This window comes from Niallia oryzisoli (assembly GCF_043641075.1).
GTDB classification, from domain to species: domain Bacteria; phylum Bacillota; class Bacilli; order Bacillales; family Cytobacillaceae; genus Bacillus_BD; species Bacillus_BD oryzisoli_A.
In genome coordinates this window covers 1,453,294-1,474,175 of record NZ_JBHZRC010000001.1, presented here as the reverse complement: position 1 = coordinate 1,474,175, position 20,882 = coordinate 1,453,294, and the positions used below count along the sequence as shown (strand labels likewise).

Here is a 20,882-nt window from a genome sequence, read left to right as displayed (position 1 = left end):
AATGGAAGTACAGTGGAAAGAAAACAGCCTCCTATCTGTTCGTGAACATGCCTATCTGTATCTGAAGGACTTAATTCTTGAAGGTACATATAAAGCGGGGGACAGATTGATTGAAAGAGAACTTGCTGCAAAGTTAAACATCAGCCGCACACCGATTAGGGAGGCCTTGTTTCGCTTAGAATCCCAGGGGTACGTCAAAACGGTTCCAAGGAAAGGTGTGGTGGTATCCAATATTTCCGAGGAGCAAGTGATTGAGGTTTTTACGATACTATCCTCTTTAGAGGTGCTTGCTGTAAAGCTGGCAGCACAAAGAATGGATAGTAAAACGCAAAAAGTTTTGGATTTAAAAATCCAAGAATTAAAGGTAATTGAAGAAAAAAATGAAGATAATTTCAATCTTGAACATATCCAAATGAACCATCTTATTAATAAAGCTTCCAAAAGTCCAAAACTGTATGAGATCTTATCAGGTCTGATTGACTATATTCATATGTCTGCCAATATGGGCTATGAAACTCCAGGCAGAAGAAAAGAATCATTAAAAGAACATATTAACATCATGACAGCGTTACGGAATCAAGAAGCAGAAATGGCAGAATATCTCATGAAAATTCATATAGAGAATTCAAAAAAGGCCTACACAAGCTATATGAATAATTTGAAAGAAAGACTAAAAAAATAGTCTGATTTTATGCGTTAATTTTTCTGAAAATTAAAATAAGTATTCTACTTGATAAATGGGAGGAAATACATTATGCCAAAAATTCACTTTATGACAAGCGAGAAAACAATAGAAGTACCTGAAAACTCCAGTGTTCTAAGAATGTCCCTGCGTTATGATGGGGAGCTGCCAAATCGATGCGGCGGAGGAATTTGCGGTAATTGTGTTTGTAAAATCGAAGAAGGCGCTGAGTTTTTAGATAATGTAAAAGTGCAGGAAAGAAGAAAATTAGGTGATGAGCTGCTCGAGCAGGGATATCGTTTAGGCTGTCAAACATTCGTAACGAATGGAGATATTAAAATTTCATGGGATGAGGAAATTAGAAAAACGGTAATTAAAAGAAAACCAGATAAATTAAAGGCAAAAGTTCCAGCAGGAGAGTAAAAAGGACGCTTTGCTTTCGATAGTAAAGGTGGAGTTCCTATTAGTCACGATAGCATCATAATAAAAATAGAGCAAAAAAAAGAAACTTATCCTAGTCAGATATGCTATGATGAGTTTCTTTTTTTACATACTCGTTTAGTCTTTTTCTACATGAACGGAGTGGATTTCCCTAATAGAGAGCATTAGCATCATAATAGCGACAAACCAATGGATGATAAATCCGCTAGGAACAATCGTATGTAGGCTGTCCATAATTGTAAAGAAGATAGTAGGCAGTGTTACAGAGTAAGCCGCCATTCGAAATAAATGATTGTACTGAATATCTTTTCCAAGCAGGTTTTTTAGGGCAAGTCCAAAGAGAGCTAAGACAGTTATCTCAATAAATTTGATGGCTGCTGAAATGAGGTAAATAACAATCACAGTTATAGGAATCATTACTGGTAAAAGAGAATCTAATGAGTTTATCATTGATAAGAAATCCTCTTTCGTGATTGCAGTATCTCCAAGCATGGAATACGGAAATGCTTGTGTTTGACCTGTGAAGTTGTATGTTAATTCATTCTTTAAGAAAAAGATTGTATTTTCAGATCGCGACACATCCGTTTGATCAAGAGTACCTGTACTATCAAAAATGATTGTCATATTTGTGTTTTTGATAGTAATTGGTGCGTTTTCCTTCATTATTAATTCTCCATTATTGATTGAAAACGTAGGAATTTCACTTTGAACTGTCTCTTCAATCGCATCTAATCCAGTCATTAAGGAAGTGCTAAAGTAATAAATGCTAGGCAACACAGAAAGAAGAGTTAAAAAAAATACAAATAAGATTGTTTTTCCAATCCCTTGCAGGCGAAACGCTGCAATATCCTTTGGAGAGTATAGACTCATGATTAGTTGTTTAAATATATTCATTTTGGCACACCCCTGGTAAAAATTCACCTCTTATTGTAACCTTCCCCATTATAAATGTACAATTTAAAGAAAAAATGTGAAAATATGAGATCATTTTCATTTTCTAATCGTATACAAACAGGAGTCGTATTTTTGCAGGAGGTCGTATATGGAATATGTTTATTGGGGATTAATAGTCCTTTTATTTGTTGTGGCATTTGTTGGATTAATCTATCCAATCATACCTAGTGTTTTATTCATCTTTGTTGGTTTTCTATTGTATGGTTTTTTGTTCTCGTTTGATGTTTTTAACTGGATTTTCTGGGTGATCCAAGGTTTATTTGTATTACTATTATTCGGGGCAGATTATATCACTAATATGATTGGAGTAAAAAAATTTGGCGGCTCAAAAGCAGGAGTGTGGGGAAGTACAATCGGATTGCTTATAGGTCCTTTTATCATTCCGTTTCTTGGGATTATTCTTGGTCCGTTTATTGGTGCTGTGATTGCCGAGCTGGTTGTACATAGAACTACTGTGAAGGAAGCCGTGAAAATTGGGTTTGGGTCTGTAATAGGATTTATCAGCAGTGTGGTGACGAAAGGGATCATCCAGCTTGTAATGATTCTTTACTTTATTTGGGTGATTTAATAACAAAAAGCAGCGAGGGTGCTTATTACACCCTCGGTTTTTGTTTGAATGCTAGTTAATACCGCAGATTTCCTTACTACAGTGCTGACAATCTACTTCCTGCCTTAAATAGGCCAAATTCTTCACTGTAAAACGTTGGTTTTCATAAATTAGAACATTCTTTTCGCGGAGTTCCTTTAGCATTCTTTGGATAACTTCCCGTGTTCCAAATGTTAAATTTGCCAGCTCCTGATGGGTGATAGGTAAGTCAATGAGAATACCGTTTTCAGTTAAAATACCATAGTTATTGCATAGTCTAATAAGAATAGAGTATAGTCCGCCTTTTTTTCCATTCATAATTAAATCCTGACATTTTATCATCGATTTTATATAGCGGACACTCAGCCAATTCGTTAGTGCGCCTAATACATCCGGTTCTCTTAACGCATATTCTTCTAGTTGCGATTTCTTAATTACCAGCATTTCACAATTGGATAATGTTTTTGCGAAAAAGTGATAAGTAGGCTTTCGTTTAAATAGTTCATACTCAATGATTAATTCTTCGCCGCTTAATATTTTAAGAATAAATTCTTTTCCTTTAACATGAACACGTCCTACTGAAACACTTCCGTTAAGTAACAAGTAAATATTTTCCACTTCTTCTTTTTCTTGAAATAAGTAGGAGCCTGCAGGGAATCTTTGTATGGGCTCTTTGTCAATAAAGTACTGTATTAATAGACTATAAAGGGAAATGTTTAATTCCTTTACTTCAAACATAGCTGCTGCACCCCTTTTTCCTTCTAACTTGATTAAATCAAAAAAGAGGGTGTGGTTCAATAACTGTATGGTAATTAATGGGAGTGAAAACTGATAGATATGACTAATATCGTTGACAGGATGCTTATTTGACGATTCATGACAATTTTTCGAATTTTTACTATGAAAGGTATTATAGTCAGATAATATCTTGTTAATGAATTTTATCCATTTGCAGGAAAAGGTAGCCTAATGAATACAAAAAGAAAATTGTGTCAAAAATGAAGTCGTATTATTTGATAAAAATTAGATGAATTTGGTAATCTAATTGTAGACCTTTAGTGTTTATGGATTTTTCGTGAACAAACTAAAGACAAATAAAAAAGATATTTGGAGGAATTTTAACATGGCATTTGAATTACCACAATTACCTTATGCATATGATGCTCTAGAGCCTCATATTGACAAAGAAACAATGAATATTCACCACACAAAACACCATAACACATATGTTACAAATTTAAACAATGCGTTAGAAGGTAACACTGAGCTTCTTTCGAAGTCTGTAGAAGAAGTAATTGCAAATTTAGATGCTGTTCCTGAAGCAGCTCGTACTGCTGTACGTAATAATGGTGGCGGACATGCTAACCACTCTTTATTCTGGCAAATTCTTTCACCAAATGGTGGCGGAGAGCCAACAGGTGCAATTGCTGAAGCAATTAACAGCAAATTTGGCAGCTACGAAAGCTTTAAAGATGAATTTGCAAAAGCTGCAACAACTCGTTTTGGTTCAGGCTGGGCTTGGTTAGTTGTTAACAATGGCAGCCTAGAAGTAACAAGCACTCCAAACCAAGATTCTCCATTAATGGAAGGCAAAACTCCAATCCTTGGCCTTGATGTTTGGGAGCATGCTTACTATTTAAGATATCAAAACCGTCGTCCTGAATATATTAATGCATTCTTCAATGTTATTAATTGGGAAGAGGTTACAAAACGTTACGAAGCAGCAAAATAATTAATAGCAATCAAATAAGAAAGACCAGCAAAAAGAAACTTTTGCTGGTCTTTCTTTGTTTTTTGCATAACTCGAGCCGTATTGTAAAAACTACCCTTTAGATACAAAAGGGAGTTTTTCTATGACTACATTAAAAAAACATTTGATTGGTGATATCGACTTAACGAAGGATTTAACCCTTCTGCTGTTAATTGGAGGCTTATATTCCTTGAGTGTAGCCCTGTCCAATACATTTGTAAATATCTTTCTCTGGAAGCAGACAGGAGAGCTGCTTGATATCGGACTGTATAACTTAGCTGTGACTGTAGCGCAGCCTTTTACCTTTATTCTTGCCGGCAGATGGGCAAAAAAGATAGACAGAGTGATCGTATTAAGGATCGGAGTCATCTTTCTCGCCCTTTTTTATTTAAGTGTTTTGGCATTTGGGGCATCTGCATCTAAATATTTATTAATTCTTGGTGCACTACTAGGAATGGGGTATGGATTCTATTGGCTCGCCTTTAATGTCTTAACATTTGAAATTACAGAACCTGAAACGAGAGACTTTTTTAATGGTTTTCTCGGGATACTTACGTCTGCTGGTGGAATGATTGGACCATTTGCTGCCGGCTTTATCATTTCAAGATTAGAAAAATTCAGCGGCTATTCCATCGTTTTTGGAATTTCATTAGGGCTGTTTGCCTTGGCTGTATTCTTAAGCTTTTCACTAAAGCGAAGACCTGCAAATGGAAAATACTGTTTTAAACGAATTCTCACTGAGAGAAAACACAGTATAAATTGGAGAATGGTGACGAATGCGCATTTTTTCCAAGGACTCCGTGAAGGGATATTTGCCTTCATGATTTCAGTGCTTGTCTTTCTTTCGACTGGGACTGAAATGGCGTTAGGAACCTATGGACTTATTAATTCGGGTGTGTCTTTTCTTGCCTATTTTGCTGTTTCAAGGTTAATCAAGAAAGAACAGCGTTTAAAATCAATCCTTCTTGGTGGGTTGATGCTGTACGGAGCTATTTTTCTAATTGCCTTTGATGTTACGTATACAAAATTACTTATTTATGCAGCTACAATAGCCATTGCTTATCCGCTGCTCCTTGTACCATACCTTTCTATTACATATGATGTAATTGGGAGCGGATGGAAAGCAGCGGAAATGAGAATCGAATACATAGTGGTTCGAGAAATTTTTCTTAATTCCGGAAGAGTTGTTTCCATACTTCTATTTATGTTAATGGTAAAAATGATGGACGCAAAGCAAGGACTTCCAATTCTTTTCCTAGCCTTAGGGGCGGGGCACTCACTGATTTATTTGTTCATTAGGCGTGTTCGACTGAACCTGCCGCAAAGAAAAGAGGCTTAAGACCTCTTTTTTTTATGCTTACTGTTTGAATTAATTACCTCGCGAAGAAATAGCTTTTTTAGTGGTATTCTAATCGTTTTTCTTTTAATATTAGAACGATGAGTAAGGATTAGTAAGGGAAGTGTGTTTCACATTGGATAATAAAAAGAAGAAAAAGAAAAAGACCCAAGTTCCTTTTCGGTTGAATATGTTGTTTTTTGTTGTGTTCTTGTTATTTTCAGTTTTAATTCTCCGCCTTGGCGTTGTCCAAATTGTCTACGGAGAAGATTATAAACGGGAAATTGAACGAACTGAGGACGTTACTGTCAATAATCCGGTTCCAAGAGGGAAAATGTTTGACACAAATGGGAAAATTGTTGTTGACAATGTTCCTGAAAATGCGATTACCTATACGAATAATGGAGCAAGTCAAAAAGAAATGCTCCAAGTCGCAGAAAGACTAGCAAAACTAATTCATAAAGATACTAATAAAGTAACAGAAAGGGATATGAAGGATTACTGGATCGTGACAAATCCAAAAGAAGCAGAAAAAAAGGTTCCCGAAAAAGAACTTGAAAAGCTGAAGGTAAAATATGAAGATGATGAATATGATAAAAAGGTCTACCAATTGACGCTTGATCGTATTACAGAAGAAGATTTAAATAGTCTAACAGAAGATGAACTTGAGATTATTGCAATATATCGGGAGTTTGTGAGTGGATATAAATTCACGCCGCAAATTGTAAAAAATAAGGAGGTTACACCGGAGGAATTTGCCGTTGTAAGTGAAAATCTGAATCTGCTACCTGGTGTGGATACAACAACGGATTGGGAACGGTCCTATGCTTTTAGCGATACATTACGTTCTGTTCTTGGTGGTGTGACTACCTCTGATAAAGGCCTTCCGGCTGAAGAAATCGACTATTACTTATCAAGAGATTACAGTCGAAATGACCGTGTTGGCACAAGTTATCTTGAAAAGCAGTATGAAGATGTACTGCACGGTCAAAAGGCAAAGGTGAAAAATATCACTGATCAATCGGGTGATATCGTCAGTACTGAAGTGATTTCAGAGGGGCAAAGAGGAAAGGACCTTGTCTTAACGATTGATATGGATTTACAGTTAGCTGTTGAAAAAATTATTGAAGAAGAACTTTGGTCAGCTAAATCGTACCCTGGAACGGGTTTATTAGATCGTGCTTACGTTGTCTTAATTGACCCAAATACAGGTGAAATTAAATCGTTGGCAGGGAAAAAGATTGAAAGAAACGAGGAAACAGGGAAAACTGAAATGCAGGACGATGCACTGGGAACGTTCACGACAACCTATAATGTCGGTTCTGCAGTGAAAGGGGCCACCATTTTAACAGGTTATCAGACAGGTGTAATTAAACCGGGGTCAAGTTTTTACGATGCTCCACTTTATCTTGCTGGGACACCTCGGCCCAAGAAATCCTGGAAGAACTTTGGTACCATCAACGATGTTAATGCCCTAAAGTATTCATCAAACGTGTATATGTTCCATACAGCTATTAAAATAGGTGAAGGAAAATATATTCCACATGGAGCACTTCCAATCAATACGGAAGCCTTTAATACAATTCGTCAACACTTTGCACAATTTGGTCTTGGAGTACGAACTGGAATTGACTTACCTGGTGAGCAGAACGGATTTAAAGGTTCAAATACTTTACCAGGATTCTTGATGGACCTTTCCATTGGACAATATGATACGTATTCAGCTATGCAGCTTGCACAATATGTATCAACTATTGCTAATGGCGGCAGCCGTATGGAACCACATATGGTAAGAGAGATTCGGGAGCCGCAGCTCGATAATGAACTTGGTCCAATTGTGCAGGAAATCCAGCCAAAGGTATTAAATCGTTTGGATTTAGAGCCTGGATGGATTGAACGTGTACAACTTGGGTTTAAAAAGGTAATGCAGGAGCAGGGTGGAACAGCAAACGGCTTTTTTGGCGGCAAAGCCTATTCACCTGCAGGAAAGACTGGTACAGCCGAGTCTTTCTATGATGGTCCGCTAAAAAAATATAAAATGACACAAGTCATGAACTTAAGTCTTGTTGGCTACGCTCCATCTGAAAATCCTGAAATTGCTATGGCGGTCATCGTACCATGGGCCTATACGGGTGGGACTGACAACAGAGCCAATTTAAAAATTGGTGAGCGAGTTATGGATACGTACTTTGAATTAAAAGCACAGCGAGCAGCTGGTACAACCGTTGAAGATAATTCGGAGACTGAGAATGGTGAAGAAACTGAACAAACTGAACAAACAAATACACAGCAATAAATGATATATGAATGAATCCTGCCAGAATAGAATGGCAGGATTTTTTTTGTGCAAAATAATGAATATTACATTCAATACAGTATGAAAAATCATGATGTAAACTGCTCATCTTCGACAAATTTATACACGTTTCTGCGAATTTACAAAAGCTTTACAAACCATTAAAACATCATTAACAGAAAACCTTTAATGTATAACTTGTGAGACAAATCAAAAATCAACGAACAATTAGGGGGAAATACACAAATGAAAAGTTTTAAGTACATAGCACTTACAGCTGCTATCTCTGGAGCATTGGCTTTAACGGCATGTGGACCTCAAAACAGCGGGACAGAATCAGAAGGCAAGGGGACTTCTACTGAACAAGCTGAGAAACAGTTTGAAGGTGCAGTAAATATTGATGGTTCATCAACTGTTTTCCCAATCATGGAAGCTGTTGCGGAAGAGTATAATTTAGTCCAGCCGGGTATGAAGGTGTCTGTTGCTTCTTCTGGTACAGGCGGCGGTTTTAAAGCGTTTATTGCAGGAGAAACGGATATTAGTGATGCATCCCGTCCAATTAAAGATGAGGAAAAAGCACAGTTAGAAGAAGCTGGAATTGCATATACTGAATTTGAAATTGCAAAGGATGGTTTATCCATTGTTGTAAATAAGGAAAACGACTGGGTTGATTCTTTAACAATTGATGAGCTGAAGAAAATGTGGCTTGAAGATGGAACTGTGAAAAAATGGTCTGATATTCGCGAAGGCTGGCCTGAAGAAGAAATCAAATTCTACTCTCCTGGTACTGACTCAGGAACATTTGATTACTTTGATGAAGTCATTTTAGAAGAAAAGCCGCTTGTTGAAAAAGCAACTCTTTCTGAGGATGATAATGTCCTTGTTCAGGGTGTTACAGGTGACAAAAACGCAATCGGCTACTTCGGCTATGCGTACTATTCTGAAAACAAGGACAAATTAAAGGTCGTTCCGGTTGATGGCGGTAATGGACCTGTTGAACCAACAAATGAAACAGTTGAAAGCGGAGAATATTCACCATTATCACGCCCGCTATACATCTATGTTAAGAATGAATCAGTGAAAAAAGAAGAAATTTATGATTTCGTTAAATTCACGTTAGAAAATGCAGGAGAACTTTCAGAAGACGTTGGTTATGTAAAACTTCCTTCTTATGATGATCAATTATCAACACTTGAAGGTTTAAAATAAGGATTTTAAGATTTGCAATATCAAAAGATGTGAATCCGCTCGGCGATAATGGTTCCTATCCCGAGCGAATCACCTCTTGTTATTGTCCTGGGAAGCGTTTTTAAAGTGCTTCTCATATTGTCGTGTGGATGAAAGGGGTTTTCATTTTGGCTACTAGAGATAATCATTCATTGTCAGTCCAAGAGATGATTGTGGAAAAAAGGAAAAAAAGAAAAGCATTTTCAATGGACAATGTTATGCCTGTTGTACTATTACTTACTGCTTGTGTGTCGGTATTAACGACGATTGGTATTTTATTTACACTCTTATTCGAAACTTTTATTTTCTTTGAGCGAGTACCGATAGGTGAATTTTTGACTGCACAAAAGTGGTATCCTTTCTCGAATCCAGGTTCATTTGGGATTTTGCCCCTTGTCTCTGGAACATTAAAGGTTACGATTATTGCCGTTATTGTGGCTGTTCCAATCGGACTGGCAACGGCCATTTATTTAAGTGAATATGCATCAGAGAGAGCGCGCCGTATTATTAAACCAATAATGGAGGTTCTTGCTGGTGTTCCAACCATAGTATATGGTTTCTTTGCATTAACATTTGTAACACCTATATTGCGTCAAGTATTTCCGTCACTTGAAATATTCAATGCGTTAAGTCCAGGGATTGTAATTGGGATTATGATTACTCCAACGATTGCCTCTCTTTCAGAGGATGCCATGTCTTCTGTACCACAGGCCATGCGAGAAGGAGCATTAGGATTAGGTTCAACCAAACTAGAGGTTGCCTTAAAAGTCGTACTTCCTGCAGCTATTTCCGGAATTGTAGCATCCATCGTACTAGGTGTTTCTCGTGCCATTGGCGAAACGATGATTGTTGCAGTGGCTGGCGGATCAACACCTAATTTAAGCTGGGATATTACAAGCTCCATTCAAACAATGACAGCTTATATTGTTCAAGTAAGCCAAGGGGATGCAGGTTACGGTACAACGATTTATTACAGTATCTACGCAGTTGGATTTACACTTTTCCTATTTACGTTAGTGATGAACCTGCTAGCTCAGTATGTCTCTCGCCGTTTCAAGGAGGAATATTAAGATGAAGTTAATCGACCATGAGATCGTTAAACAAAAAATGAAAACAAGATTATTTAAAAACGTAGTCTTCAAAGGAATATTTCTCCTTGCAACGCTGTTTGGATTACTTGTTTTAGGAATATTATTATATCGAGTGATTACACAAGGGGCAGGCTATTTAGATTGGCAGTTTCTGAACAGCTTACCGTCAAGAAAGCCAGAATCGGCTGGAATTTACACTGCCTTAAATGGGACGATATGGCTTATGTTTGTCGTTGCGCCTGTTTCTCTCATCCTAGGGGTGGGTACCGCTATTTATTTAGAGGAATATGCGAAAAAGAACCGGTTTACAACGTTTATCCAAATTAATATTTCCAATCTTGCAGGTGTTCCTTCCATTGTATTTGGTTTATTAGGATTAACCATATTTGTCCGAGCACTTGCATTAGGAACAAGTGTACTATCAGCTGGTTTAACGATGAGTTTGTTGATTCTTCCTGTCATTATTGTGGCTGCACAAGAAGCGATTCGTGCCGTTCCAAAACAACTTCGTGAGGCTTCCTTTGGAATGGGGGCAACAAAATGGCAAACCATCGTTCGGGTTGTAATGCCTGCTGCTATTCCGGGAATCTTAACGGGTGCTATTTTAGCGTTGTCACGTGCAATTGGTGAAACCGCACCATTAGTTGTGTTAGGACTGCCGCTATTTCTTGCCTTTTTACCAAATTCATTTTTGGATACATTAACTGTTTTACCGATGCAGATTTATAACTGGACGAGTCGCCCGCAGGTGGAGTTTCAAGCACTTGCTGCTGCAGCCATTCTCGTTTTATTGGCTTTATTAATAGTGATGAACTCAATTGCTGTCATAATACGTAATAAATTTCAAAAAAGAATGTAACTATAACTTCATTCAGCTGAGATCCTTTCCTACTCTATAAGTGGGGATGAATGAAGTTAAGCCTCCAGCGGATGCCTCGGATTTTTTTATGGCAATTTATCGAGCGAGCTCGATAAAAATCCGGGCGCAAATTCGACGGGCGAATTTGATTAATGGATGAAGTAACAGGATGAAGGGGGATTTCATATGAATATAACAATTGAAAGAGCAGGGAACGCACCTGGTGTGAAGGAGGACAACAAGATTAAACAGGTTGTATATAAAACTAGTCAATTAAATTTATGGTACGGAGATAACCATGCGCTGAAAAATATTGATCTTGATATTATGGAAAATGAAGTAACGGCGATAATTGGTCCTTCAGGATGCGGGAAATCAACCTATATTAAAACACTGAACCGAATGATTGAATTAGTACCGAGTGTTAGGACATCAGGTGAAATCAACTATCGCGGTCGAAATATTTTTGAAAAATCCTACGAAGTGGAAGAATTACGAACAAAAGTAGGAATGGTGTTTCAAAAGCCCAATCCATTCCCAAAATCCATCTATGAAAATGTAGCATATGGACCAAAAATACATGGAATTCGTGATAAAAAAATTCTCGATCAAATTGTTGAAAAGAGCTTAAGAGGGGCAGCCATTTGGGATGAGGTAAAGGATCGATTAAAAGAAAATGCATACGGTCTTTCTGGTGGTCAGCAGCAGCGTCTTTGTATTGCTCGCTGCCTTGCGATTGAACCTGATGTCATTTTAATGGATGAACCAACCTCGGCACTTGACCCGATTTCTACCTTAAAAGTAGAGGAGCTTGTTCAGGAATTGAAAAAGCAGTTTAGTATCATCATTGTGACACACAATATGCAGCAAGCCGCTCGTATTTCTGATAAAACTGCCTTTTTCTTAAATGGTGAAGTTGTAGAATTTGATGAAACAGATAAGATTTTCTCTACACCTTCTGATAAGCGGACAGAAGATTATATTACCGGTCGATTTGGATAAGGATCTTTGGGTACAGACGTTGCTGTAATAGCCGCAACGTCTGTATTATTAATCATGCAGTTTTAATTGAGAATACTAATAATCAGCAGAAACTTACATAAAATAAAATGATTGAACGGGGAGAAAGTGAAAGTGAAAGGGGCAAAAGAAGTGGTAGTACGCGGGAAATTTGAAGATGATTTGAAGGAATTACAAAATAAGCTGGTTGAACTGGTTACATTTGCAGACCATGCACTTGCACAATCAATTGTAGCTTTAGAATCACATAATATTGACCTTGCTCTAGAAATTATGGATGATGATACAAAAGCGGATATTTTATATGAGGAAATTAATGAATTTGCGATTCTGTTAATTACAAAACAGCAGCCAGTTGCCATTGATTTACGCCGGATTATTATTGCGATTAAAATTGCAACGGATATTGAACGAATTGCTGATTTTGCCGTGAATATTGCTAAATCTACCATTCGAATCGGGCAGGAACCGCATGTCAAACCAATTATTCATCTAAAGAAAATGTATGAAATTACAGCTGTAATGTTAAAGGAAGGTTTAGAGGCCTATAAGGAAGAAAATACACAGCTGGCAAAAAAAGTAGCTGAAATGGATGATGAAGTAGATTCTTTATATGGCGAAACCATTCAGGAGTTACTAAAGCTAAGCGCTGAGAAGCCAGAAAGTCTTTCTCAGATTTCACAGCTGCTCTTTATTTGCCGTTTCTTAGAAAGAGCGGCCGACCATATCACAAATGTTGCGGAATATGTGTTTTATTTAGTAAAAGGGAAACATTATGACCTTAATAATTAAAAAGATAAGGAGCAGCCGAAAAAAGCTGTTCCTTATCTTTTTGTAATAATGTCAGCTATTTGTTGATAGCTCATTTGATTTGTTAATGGAAATGAGCCAAGCTGAATCTTTGTATGATAGTTTTGATTAATGAGAAAATCGGTGAACTCCTTTTCATTCTTAATAATTTGATTTTCAGCCAACTTGGCGGCAATGTCATTTGGGGCGAGTCCTTCCGTAATTTCAAGCTGATAATTCTTGATTGAATCCACAGAAGGGTCAGCTTCTTGAACATTTTGTACGGCTTCTTCTTTTTCTTGAATAGGAGTCTGCTTTTGTAATTCCTCATATTCCGTTACAGGCAGAATAACATAACCTGACTTTTCCAAAAGAGCCTTTGCATCCTTCATTGGGATTGATTCCTGCTGCTTGGGTTCCTTCTGGAAAAAGGAGAAGCACCCAATGATGCTGACAGTCATAAATATACCAAAGGCAAAGGAACGTAGACTTCGTTTATTCATTTATTTTGCCTCGAAATCCATATTCCATTAAAATCGCTTGAACTTCCTTGATAGGTAATGATGACTGTTTAGCTATTTGATCAATTGGTGTCCCTTGCCCGGCCAGTGAGCGTACTTGATTTTTTATGATTTCATGGACTGCTGTATGATTTGATTCGATTTTCGAAAGTGTGGGTGACAGTTCAATATCATTTACTAGGAGTTCTTCTTCTAATATTTTTAATTTCTTTTTAATTTGATACATTTCCTGAAGCTGATTCATATTGAGCTGATCAATTTCTTCACGAAGCTGTTTATAAGGATCTTTTAGAAAAAAAGACAGGAACATAAGGAAAAGTGAGACAATTAAAAGGCTGATTAAGAGTGTACTCATTCTGTCACCTCATTCTGTAAGCTGCAATCCTAATTTTAACATTATCTTTGACAAAATTCGACAATTTCATTAAAAATTTCGTTAGACCATCAAATGAAAGTAGCTGTAATTAAGCATTTCGACAAAACCGTTTGTTGTCGGCTGCCCTAATATCTGATACCATTAAACAAAATAGTAATTATATTCTGATATTTAGTAATTACGTTCTTTTTTTTAAAGAGGTGTGCACATGATAGAAGAGATTATGAAACTTAGAAGTAGTGGTCTTTCTTTTCGTAAAATAGCTGATGAATTAGATACAACAGTTGGTAAAGTACAATACCAATGGAAGAAATATAAAAAAAGTGAAGAGACAAAAGTTGAGGGAAAAAGAAAACAAAGCAAACTATTCATGAAAAACATTATTCAAAATCGTTATCTGAATCGGAAAAAGTTGGGCAAAGCAGAAGCAGAACATCTTACAGCATGGATTTTATCCGGGAATAAACTGTTTGTTTTTTGGCATGTATTAAATGTAAAAAAAGATCTTGTCTCAAGTTATTTTGATAAACCCTTTAACAGCTTTCAAAAGGTATTAAGGATCTATGATGGTACACAGATACTTTGTCATGTTAGTACTGTTCATCCTATTCAAGAGCTGAAGCTTCAGGATGGACAGGCAGTGTCGTTACTTACGAAGCTGAAGTCCGATTGCATTTATATAGTTGAGATGGGCATCGTTGTATCAGACGATAAATTTTTCCCATTACTACGTTCTAATTCAGTCCACATCCCAAATGGAAACCGAAATCTTGGGGAATTGGATGAAAAGGTAATTGATACCTTGGAGCATGTGCAACCGGAATGGGCAGATCATGTAAGTACATATAGTTATTACGAAAGTAATTTAAAAAAGGATGATAGGTCATGAGCAACCCTTTTTTACCAAGTATTAGTACAATACTTCATTCTGACTCAATTCAATGGAAGGACGAGAACCATTTATTTTCTATCACCGATTCGATTATGCAATTTTTGATGGATGAAACGAAAGTATTAACGGAACTGTTGCATGAGTGGATAAAATTATCGGCTTTGCTAACAAGGCAGCCCGTTACTGAAGGTTATTTATCACAGTGGTGGTGGGTGAATTCCCTTGTCTCTGCAGGTGTAAATAGCACCTTGAATACAGCAGATGATAATGAATGTAACGAAGATTCTTTTACGTCTACAGCTGAAATCAACTTGAAAGAACAGCCAACAAAGGAACATATGAGGATACTGTTCTTGACTTGGGAATTTCCACCACATATTGTCGGGGGATTATCAAGGCATGTTCATGGACTAACAAAACATTTAGCAGAGAAAGGACATGAGATACATGTCATTACCGCAGGAGCCGAATCATTGCCAGTAATGGAACAAATGGATGGTGTATTTATTCATCGAGTAAAACCGCTGAGAGCAAATGAAAAGGACTTTCTGTTATGGATAGCTGGTTTAAATATTGCGATTGCCGAGAAAGCGGCAGCATTAACAGCTGACAAATCCTTTGACTGTGTTCATTCGCATGACTGGCTTGTCGGGGCAGCAGCGATTTCGTTAAAAAAGAATTTACATCTTCCTTTAGTTACAACCATCCATGCCACAGAATATGGTCGAAATAGTGGTATATATACTGAACTGCAGCGTTTTATACATAATAAGGAAAAACAGCTTGTAGACCAGTCTGATCAAGTGGTTATTTGTAGTGATTTTATGAAAGCGGAGGTACAGAAGCTTTTTAAGGCTGTAGATGAAAAACTGGTAACGATTCCAAATGGAATTGACTGTGATAGTAGTGCGGATGACAAAAATATGGACTATTTAGCAGATATTCAAATTGAATCTGATCGTAAAATGATATTTTCGATTGGAAGAATGGTAAAGGAAAAAGGCTACGATACTTTAATTGAAGCAGCCGCAGTCTTGAAGAGAAAAGGAATAAACGTTTCTTTTATTATTGCTGGGAAAGGGCCGATGCTTGAGGTTTATCGCAGCAAAGTGTCCGAGATGCAATTATCAGATACGGTATATTTTATTGGCTTTATTGATGATAAAAAGCGAAATGCATTGTTAGAGCTTTCTGAAATGGCTGTTTTTCCAAGCTTGTATGAGCCATTTGGAATTGTTGCCTTAGAAGCTATGCAGGCAGGAAAGCCTACACTAGTATCTAATACAGGTGGATTAAAGGGCATTGTTCAACATTTAGAAACGGGAGTACTCATCGAACCGGCAAATAGCGTGAATATAGCTGACCAAATTATTTATTTATTAGAAAACCCTGACTTAGCTAAAAAAATAGGTATAAATGGTAAAAGGGCGGTTCAAAGCCGCTTTAGCTGGAAGGCGGCTGCAGAAGAAACGCTACTTGTATATAATAAAACCCTGCATACCAGAAAACACCATCAATAAAGCACCTACTTTTTAAAAACATACTAGCATTTCTAAATAAAAAATGATATTATAGAAAAGTCGTATGAACGAACGAGCTTTATATAGTTTGGAGGGAAATAAACATGCGTGTAAATATTACGTTAGCTTGCACTGAGTGTGGAGACCGTAACTATATTTCAAAAAAGAATAAACGGAATAATCCAGATCGTCTTGAGCTTAAGAAATATTGCCCAAGAGAAAAGCGTACAACTGCACATCGTGAAACAAAATAAGCAGCAGGATTTCCTGCTGTTTTTTTGTTATATTTTTTTATTCAATTTTCTCTACTGAGAAAGGAAGAAAAACATGATTGATAAGAACGCATTTCGTAAGAAAATGAAAGAAAAATTACAGGCTACTCCAAAGGCTTTTTATGAGCATTATTCCTATCAGATTGCTCAAAAGCTTTACCAGGATACATTTTGGAAGTCTGCTCAAACAATCGGTATTACGATTTCCAATCCACCTGAAGTTGATACATATCAAATTATCCGTAAAGCATGGGAGTTAAAGAAAACGATTGTGATTCCTAAATGTCTTCCAAAAGAAAAACAGATGGATTTTCGAATATTAGAGCGTTTCGATCAGTTAGAGTCGGTTTATTACAGCTTACTGGAGCCAATTGAAGAACAAACAAAAAGAGTGGATCCAAATATGATTGACCTTCTAATTGTACCAGGCCTGGCCTTTACTGAAGATGGTTATCGATTAGGTGTTGGTGGAGGCTATTACGATCGCTTCCTGCAGAACTATCATGGAAAGACTTTGTCCCTTGCTTTTCATGTGCAAATGGTAAAGCAGCTGCCAACGGAGCCACATGATTTACCTGTAGAACGAATTATTACAAATGAAGGGAGCTTTTTTACTTCATGACGTTCGTTACGGTGTTCATTATTTTAGTAACCGTCTTTGCAGGATATTTCACAAGGCTGTTAACCATCTCGGGTGCTGCCGCTGCTTTTATAATCGGTTCACTAATTACGTTAGGACTTGGAGTGAAAGGGTTAATTATCCTCGGGTTATTTTTTGGGAGTTCAAGTTTATGGTCCAAAATAAAAAGTGTTAAAAAAGAACGAGCAGAAGAACTCCTTGTGAAGGGCTCCCAGCGGGATTGGCAGCAGGTGATAGCTAATGGCGGACTAGCAGCTATATCGAGTGCGATGTATTACTACTCAAATGATTTTGACTGGGTTATTGGCTTTTGTATTTGTCTTGCTGCTTCCAACTCTGATACATGGGCATCCGAAATTGGCTCAATGAGTAAGGGAAGACCGGTCGATGTTAAATCATTCAAACGGGTTGCCAGGGGGACATCAGGCGCCGTCAGCCTTTTAGGAACGTCTGCTGCAGCGGCAGGGTCCCTTTTGGTTGCGACTGGTGCGTTTCTTCTTCTTCACCTGGAGCTGAATGAACTTCTATTTATTTTTATCCTCGGCTTTTGCGGGAACATCATTGATACGTTTCTTGGTGCTTTTGTTCAAGCAGGGTATCAGTGTCCACATTGTGGCCTTAAAACGGAAAAAATGATTCATTGTGGTCAGAATACAAGATTGATTAAAGGATTTTCCATTTTAAATAATGATGTGGTTAATTTTTTATCTGTTTTTTTCATTTTAGTGATCAGCCTTCTCTTAAGCGGAGCGAATTAAAACAGGTCTGTAAAAAGTAACAGCCATTTTTTTCCTCTATTTCTATGGGATAATACTCATTCTTTTATCTCAAACTAGTGCAAGGAGGGATCATTATGGGTAGAATTTTATCAATAGTTGCAATAGGAATGGGTGGATATTATTTATTTCAAAAACGTTTTCGTGTCATAAATGCATTACTTGGCAATTCAATGATGCGGAGATTTTTTGTAAGGTCACTCATGAATATTCCCGCAATTAGAAATCGCATGATGGGTTCTGTCTTTTCACAGGGTCCAAAGCCAATATAATTCATTGATCGATTGAAGGCCCATTCGGGTCTTTTTTGTTTGAATGGGATGAAAGATAATATCGCTTTACAAAACGGTTAAAGATTGCCTATAGTAAAAATAAACTAGTAAAGGTGATAAAGAAAGTAGGGGGAAATTTGAGCTTTCAAGAGGAATTTATATTCTGGAGACTTGCTAACTACTACATAAGTGAGCATGAATATCGCATCATCCAGCTTTCTAAAAGTCAAAAAGAGCTATGGCTTGAGAAAATGGAAAATAAGAAAGCACAGGTTATTCGGATACTCCTCTATAATTTAGATTGGAGTAATTGGATGCAACGTGATATTCAACTTACTTTAGCGAATGGTGAAAGCATTCGCAAGCAGCTGCATAAAAGATCAATGGATGTTTTAAATATATATGTGACTCCGTACCCGCCTGTTGATGATTATGAAAATTATATTAATCAACCATTGTTACATCCAAAGGGTGAAAAGACCAAAATAACTTCATTGATTTGTGATCGGCAAAACCAGGTGCAAACGATTGAAGCGTTTATGAATGAGTCTATTCCTTTCATTTGGAAGGAAGAGTACGCGGAACAGGACATCGAAGCTGAAAAACAGGCTGCTCTGTCTACAGCGAGAAAAAAGGTAAAATCTGAAAAGGCATTATTTGAAAATGGAAAACCACGGTTTACTTATTTATTTATTGCTATTCAGATAATTATGTTTATCCTTATGGAGGCAGCAGGAGGAAGCACCAATACGTCTGTTTTAATAGAGTTTGGTGCAAAAGCAAATTGGCTAATTTTAGAGGGAGAATGGTGGCGACTGTTCACACCAATCGTTCTTCATATTGGCATTCTGCATTTAGTCATGAATACATTTGCTTTATATTACCTTGGGTTAACGGTAGAAAGACTCTTTGGGAACAGCCGTTTTCTGTTCATCTATGTATTTGCTGGTTTTTGCGGTTCCTTTGCTAGTCTTCTTTTTAGTCAAAATATTTCAGCAGGCGCGAGCGGTGCGATATTTGGCTGCTTTGGTGCACTTTTGTATTTTGGGACGGCTTTTCCTAAACTATTTTTTCGTACAATGGGAACCAATATCCTCGTTGTTATAGCGATTAATTTAGCGTTTGGCTTTTCTGTTTCTGGAATAGATAATGCCGGGCATATAGGTGGTTTAATCGGTGGCTTTCTTGCCGCGGCAATCGTTCATATACCTAAGCAAAAAAGGCCGATAGTACAAGTAACGGCATTTTTGGCCAGTGCAGCACTTATTTTTGGTCTGTTTCAATATAGCTTTACGAATAAAGGGAAGCTGATTGATGAGCATTCTGTACTTGTTTTAGCACAAGACTATATTCAAGAAGAAGAATATGATAAGGCTTATACATTTTTACAAGAATACGAAAGCGAAAACGATAGCACAGCGAATATCCTTTTTCTATTATCATATATAGAAATTAAAACAAATCGGATAGTGGAAGCGAAGGAACATTTACACCAGGTTATTGATATGAATAAAGACTTCCACGAGGCCTTTTATAATTTAGCTCTTATTTATTTAAATGAAGGGAATTATGAGCAGGCAAAGGAATATGCTGAGGAAGCGCTTGAGAGGCAGCCTAATAATAAAGAATATGATAAACTGCTAATGCAAATTAATGAGCTGGAATCTGCTGCCTCAGAATCATGGCTTCCCCGTTCTTTAGTTCACTTATAACAAATAGATGTGATTGATCGTTTGCAATTAATATTAATGGGATGGTGCTGCCAACGGGGTCTATTGTTGTACCATCCATTCCTTTAATTCCAAGGAAATAATTTTTATAGATTCCTTCCCATAAACGACCCAGAATTTTTTTTGTTTCTTGTTCATTGAAACCCGGAAGTGTAGAGGCTTCAAATTGGTACATATCTGTTAATGGAATAACCGTGTATTGGTCATGGTTAATGTTGAACTTCCCCTCAGTTTTCTGAAGTGCCAGCTTCAAACGATTCTGAATGATCTGGTCGATTACAAACTTCCACTCCTTATCTTCCTTCCCAATCGGTTGATGGAAGGAATGAAGTGGTGCGTCTGTTGAATGCAGTACATATAAATCGTCATGCGTAATCTTTTGGGTACTGGTAATCCTGCCATTGCGATGTAGCTCAGCATGATGAAAGCTTATCGCTTTAAAATTTGCACTATCATCCTGCTGGATTTTTTTATCCAAATGAATTTTGTCCTCTTCTTGTTTCCAATCTTGTCCGATCTTTTCTTTTAAAAGTCCGTTGACATACAATAAACTTATATCCTGCCTTAAATAGGCTTTGCGGTCTAAAACTGAACTGACTTCCCATTTAATTGTATAGCCATTGGCTGCTTCACCTATTAAGGTAAGGCTCGTATCTGCTGTGTGAAAGGACGCTTTCTGATCTGTAGGAAAGTATGTAAAGCTTTCTTCAGTTTTGCCAGCATTGTATACAATATGAATTGTCATGATGGTAAGAGTGATCATTGCCAATAGATGTAGGATTCGATTCAAGACATTAAGCCTCCTTATCCTTTTATCCTTTCTTATGCAAGCCTCAGGTTGTCCACTTCAAC

23 protein-coding genes are annotated in these 20,882 nt (G+C 37.2%); 18 read left to right on the top strand and 5 right to left on the bottom strand.

Annotated elements, in window-relative coordinates:
- The first annotated feature begins 1 nt into the window (after position 1).
- Entirely contained in the window at positions 2–682 is a 681-nt protein-coding gene (locus ACHUFV_RS07545; RefSeq protein WP_394232969.1) for a GntR family transcriptional regulator, read from the top strand.
- 72 nt (positions 683–754) lie between these two features.
- Positions 755–1,105: a 2Fe-2S iron-sulfur cluster-binding protein gene (locus ACHUFV_RS07540; protein WP_394232968.1), complete on the top strand. Its 351-nt coding sequence runs from the start codon at positions 755–757 to the stop codon at positions 1,103–1,105.
- A 135-nt stretch (positions 1,106–1,240) separates the two neighbouring features.
- Here ACHUFV_RS07540 and ACHUFV_RS07535 read toward each other — a convergent pair whose 3' ends face one another.
- Positions 1,241–2,017, bottom strand: a complete 777-nt coding sequence (locus ACHUFV_RS07535; protein ID WP_394232967.1) for a DUF1189 domain-containing protein — start codon at positions 2,015–2,017, stop codon at positions 1,241–1,243.
- Positions 2,018–2,165: 148 nt separating this feature from the next.
- Between ACHUFV_RS07535 and ACHUFV_RS07530 the strand changes: the two genes are divergently transcribed.
- Entirely contained in the window at positions 2,166–2,645 is a 480-nt protein-coding gene (locus ACHUFV_RS07530; RefSeq protein WP_394232966.1) for a DUF456 domain-containing protein, read from the top strand.
- A 51-nt stretch (positions 2,646–2,696) separates the two neighbouring features.
- Here the strand turns inward: ACHUFV_RS07530 and ACHUFV_RS07525 are convergent, their stop codons facing one another.
- A complete protein-coding gene (locus ACHUFV_RS07525; RefSeq protein WP_394232965.1) occupies positions 2,697–3,401 on the bottom strand; it encodes a Crp/Fnr family transcriptional regulator in 705 nt (234 codons plus the stop codon).
- A 385-nt stretch (positions 3,402–3,786) separates the two neighbouring features.
- Here ACHUFV_RS07525 and ACHUFV_RS07520 point away from each other — a divergent pair, with 385 nt between their 5' ends.
- From ACHUFV_RS07520 to phoU, 8 genes are all read left to right on the top strand, one after another.
- On the top strand, positions 3,787–4,395 hold the full coding sequence (locus ACHUFV_RS07520) for a superoxide dismutase (RefSeq protein ID WP_394232964.1): 609 nt from the start codon (positions 3,787–3,789) through the stop codon (positions 4,393–4,395).
- Between the two features lie 121 nt (positions 4,396–4,516).
- Positions 4,517–5,752, top strand: a complete 1,236-nt coding sequence (locus ACHUFV_RS07515; protein ID WP_394232963.1) for an MFS transporter — start codon at positions 4,517–4,519, stop codon at positions 5,750–5,752.
- A gap of 187 nt (positions 5,753–5,939) precedes the next feature.
- The gene (locus tag ACHUFV_RS07510) at positions 5,940–8,045 is read left to right on the top strand and encodes a peptidoglycan D,D-transpeptidase FtsI family protein (protein WP_394233424.1); all 2,106 of its coding nucleotides are present in this window, start codon (positions 5,940–5,942) and stop codon (positions 8,043–8,045) included.
- A gap of 246 nt (positions 8,046–8,291) precedes the next feature.
- Positions 8,292–9,254, top strand: coding sequence for a PstS family phosphate ABC transporter substrate-binding protein (locus tag ACHUFV_RS07505; protein WP_394232962.1), 963 nt, complete (start codon positions 8,292–8,294; stop codon positions 9,252–9,254).
- A 143-nt stretch (positions 9,255–9,397) separates the two neighbouring features.
- Positions 9,398–10,342 (top strand): phosphate ABC transporter permease subunit PstC, encoded by a 945-nt coding sequence (gene pstC / locus ACHUFV_RS07500; protein WP_394233422.1) that lies wholly within the window; start codon positions 9,398–9,400, stop codon positions 10,340–10,342.
- 1 nt (position 10,343) lies between these two features.
- A complete protein-coding gene (gene pstA / locus ACHUFV_RS07495; RefSeq protein WP_394232961.1) occupies positions 10,344–11,222 on the top strand; it encodes a phosphate ABC transporter permease PstA in 879 nt (292 codons plus the stop codon).
- A 186-nt stretch (positions 11,223–11,408) separates the two neighbouring features.
- Entirely contained in the window at positions 11,409–12,224 is an 816-nt protein-coding gene (pstB, locus tag ACHUFV_RS07490; RefSeq protein WP_394232960.1) for a phosphate ABC transporter ATP-binding protein PstB, read from the top strand.
- Positions 12,225–12,374: 150 nt separating this feature from the next.
- Positions 12,375–13,034 (top strand): phosphate signaling complex protein PhoU, encoded by a 660-nt coding sequence (gene phoU / locus ACHUFV_RS07485; RefSeq protein WP_394233421.1) that lies wholly within the window; start codon positions 12,375–12,377, stop codon positions 13,032–13,034.
- A gap of 32 nt (positions 13,035–13,066) precedes the next feature.
- Here phoU and ACHUFV_RS07480 read toward each other — a convergent pair whose 3' ends face one another.
- The gene (locus ACHUFV_RS07480; RefSeq protein WP_394232959.1) at positions 13,067–13,534 is read right to left on the bottom strand and encodes a hypothetical protein; all 468 of its coding nucleotides are present in this window, start codon (positions 13,532–13,534) and stop codon (positions 13,067–13,069) included.
- Positions 13,527–13,907, bottom strand: coding sequence for a hypothetical protein (locus ACHUFV_RS07475; RefSeq protein ID WP_394232958.1), 381 nt, complete (start codon positions 13,905–13,907; stop codon positions 13,527–13,529). The genes ACHUFV_RS07480 and ACHUFV_RS07475 overlap by 8 nt, the downstream gene beginning before the upstream one ends.
- Positions 13,908–14,136: 229 nt before the next feature.
- Here ACHUFV_RS07475 and ACHUFV_RS07470 point away from each other — a divergent pair, with 229 nt between their 5' ends.
- The 7 genes from ACHUFV_RS07470 to ACHUFV_RS07440 all read left to right on the top strand — a co-directional run bounded on the left by ACHUFV_RS07470 (position 14,137) and on the right by ACHUFV_RS07440 (position 20,012).
- Entirely contained in the window at positions 14,137–14,817 is a 681-nt protein-coding gene (locus ACHUFV_RS07470) for a DUF4912 domain-containing protein (RefSeq protein ID WP_394232957.1), read from the top strand.
- Entirely contained in the window at positions 14,814–16,340 is a 1,527-nt protein-coding gene (locus ACHUFV_RS07465; protein ID WP_394232956.1) for a glycosyltransferase family 4 protein, read from the top strand. The genes ACHUFV_RS07470 and ACHUFV_RS07465 overlap by 4 nt, the downstream gene beginning before the upstream one ends.
- Before the next feature lie 104 nt (positions 16,341–16,444).
- A complete protein-coding gene (rpmG, locus tag ACHUFV_RS07460) occupies positions 16,445–16,594 on the top strand; it encodes a 50S ribosomal protein L33 (RefSeq protein ID WP_071395755.1) in 150 nt (49 codons plus the stop codon).
- Between the two features lie 73 nt (positions 16,595–16,667).
- Complete coding sequence (locus tag ACHUFV_RS07455; protein WP_394232955.1) at positions 16,668–17,234, top strand: 5-formyltetrahydrofolate cyclo-ligase; 567 nt, start codon at positions 16,668–16,670, stop codon at positions 17,232–17,234.
- Positions 17,231–18,010, top strand: coding sequence for a DUF92 domain-containing protein (locus ACHUFV_RS07450; protein ID WP_394232954.1), 780 nt, complete (start codon positions 17,231–17,233; stop codon positions 18,008–18,010). The genes ACHUFV_RS07455 and ACHUFV_RS07450 overlap by 4 nt, the downstream gene beginning before the upstream one ends.
- A gap of 95 nt (positions 18,011–18,105) precedes the next feature.
- Positions 18,106–18,300: a hypothetical protein gene (locus ACHUFV_RS07445; RefSeq protein ID WP_394232953.1), complete on the top strand. Its 195-nt coding sequence runs from the start codon at positions 18,106–18,108 to the stop codon at positions 18,298–18,300.
- A 137-nt stretch (positions 18,301–18,437) separates the two neighbouring features.
- Positions 18,438–20,012 carry a rhomboid family intramembrane serine protease gene (locus tag ACHUFV_RS07440; RefSeq protein WP_394232952.1) on the top strand — a complete coding sequence of 525 codons (1,575 nt, stop codon included), beginning with the start codon at positions 18,438–18,440 and terminating at the stop codon, positions 20,010–20,012.
- On the opposite strand, the gene ACHUFV_RS07435 is transcribed toward ACHUFV_RS07440, so the two are convergent.
- Positions 19,951–20,820, bottom strand: coding sequence for a hypothetical protein (locus ACHUFV_RS07435; protein ID WP_394232951.1), 870 nt, complete (start codon positions 20,818–20,820; stop codon positions 19,951–19,953). The two genes, ACHUFV_RS07440 and ACHUFV_RS07435, sit on opposite strands and share 62 nt — an antisense overlap.
- Positions 20,821–20,882: the final 62 nt, after the last annotated feature.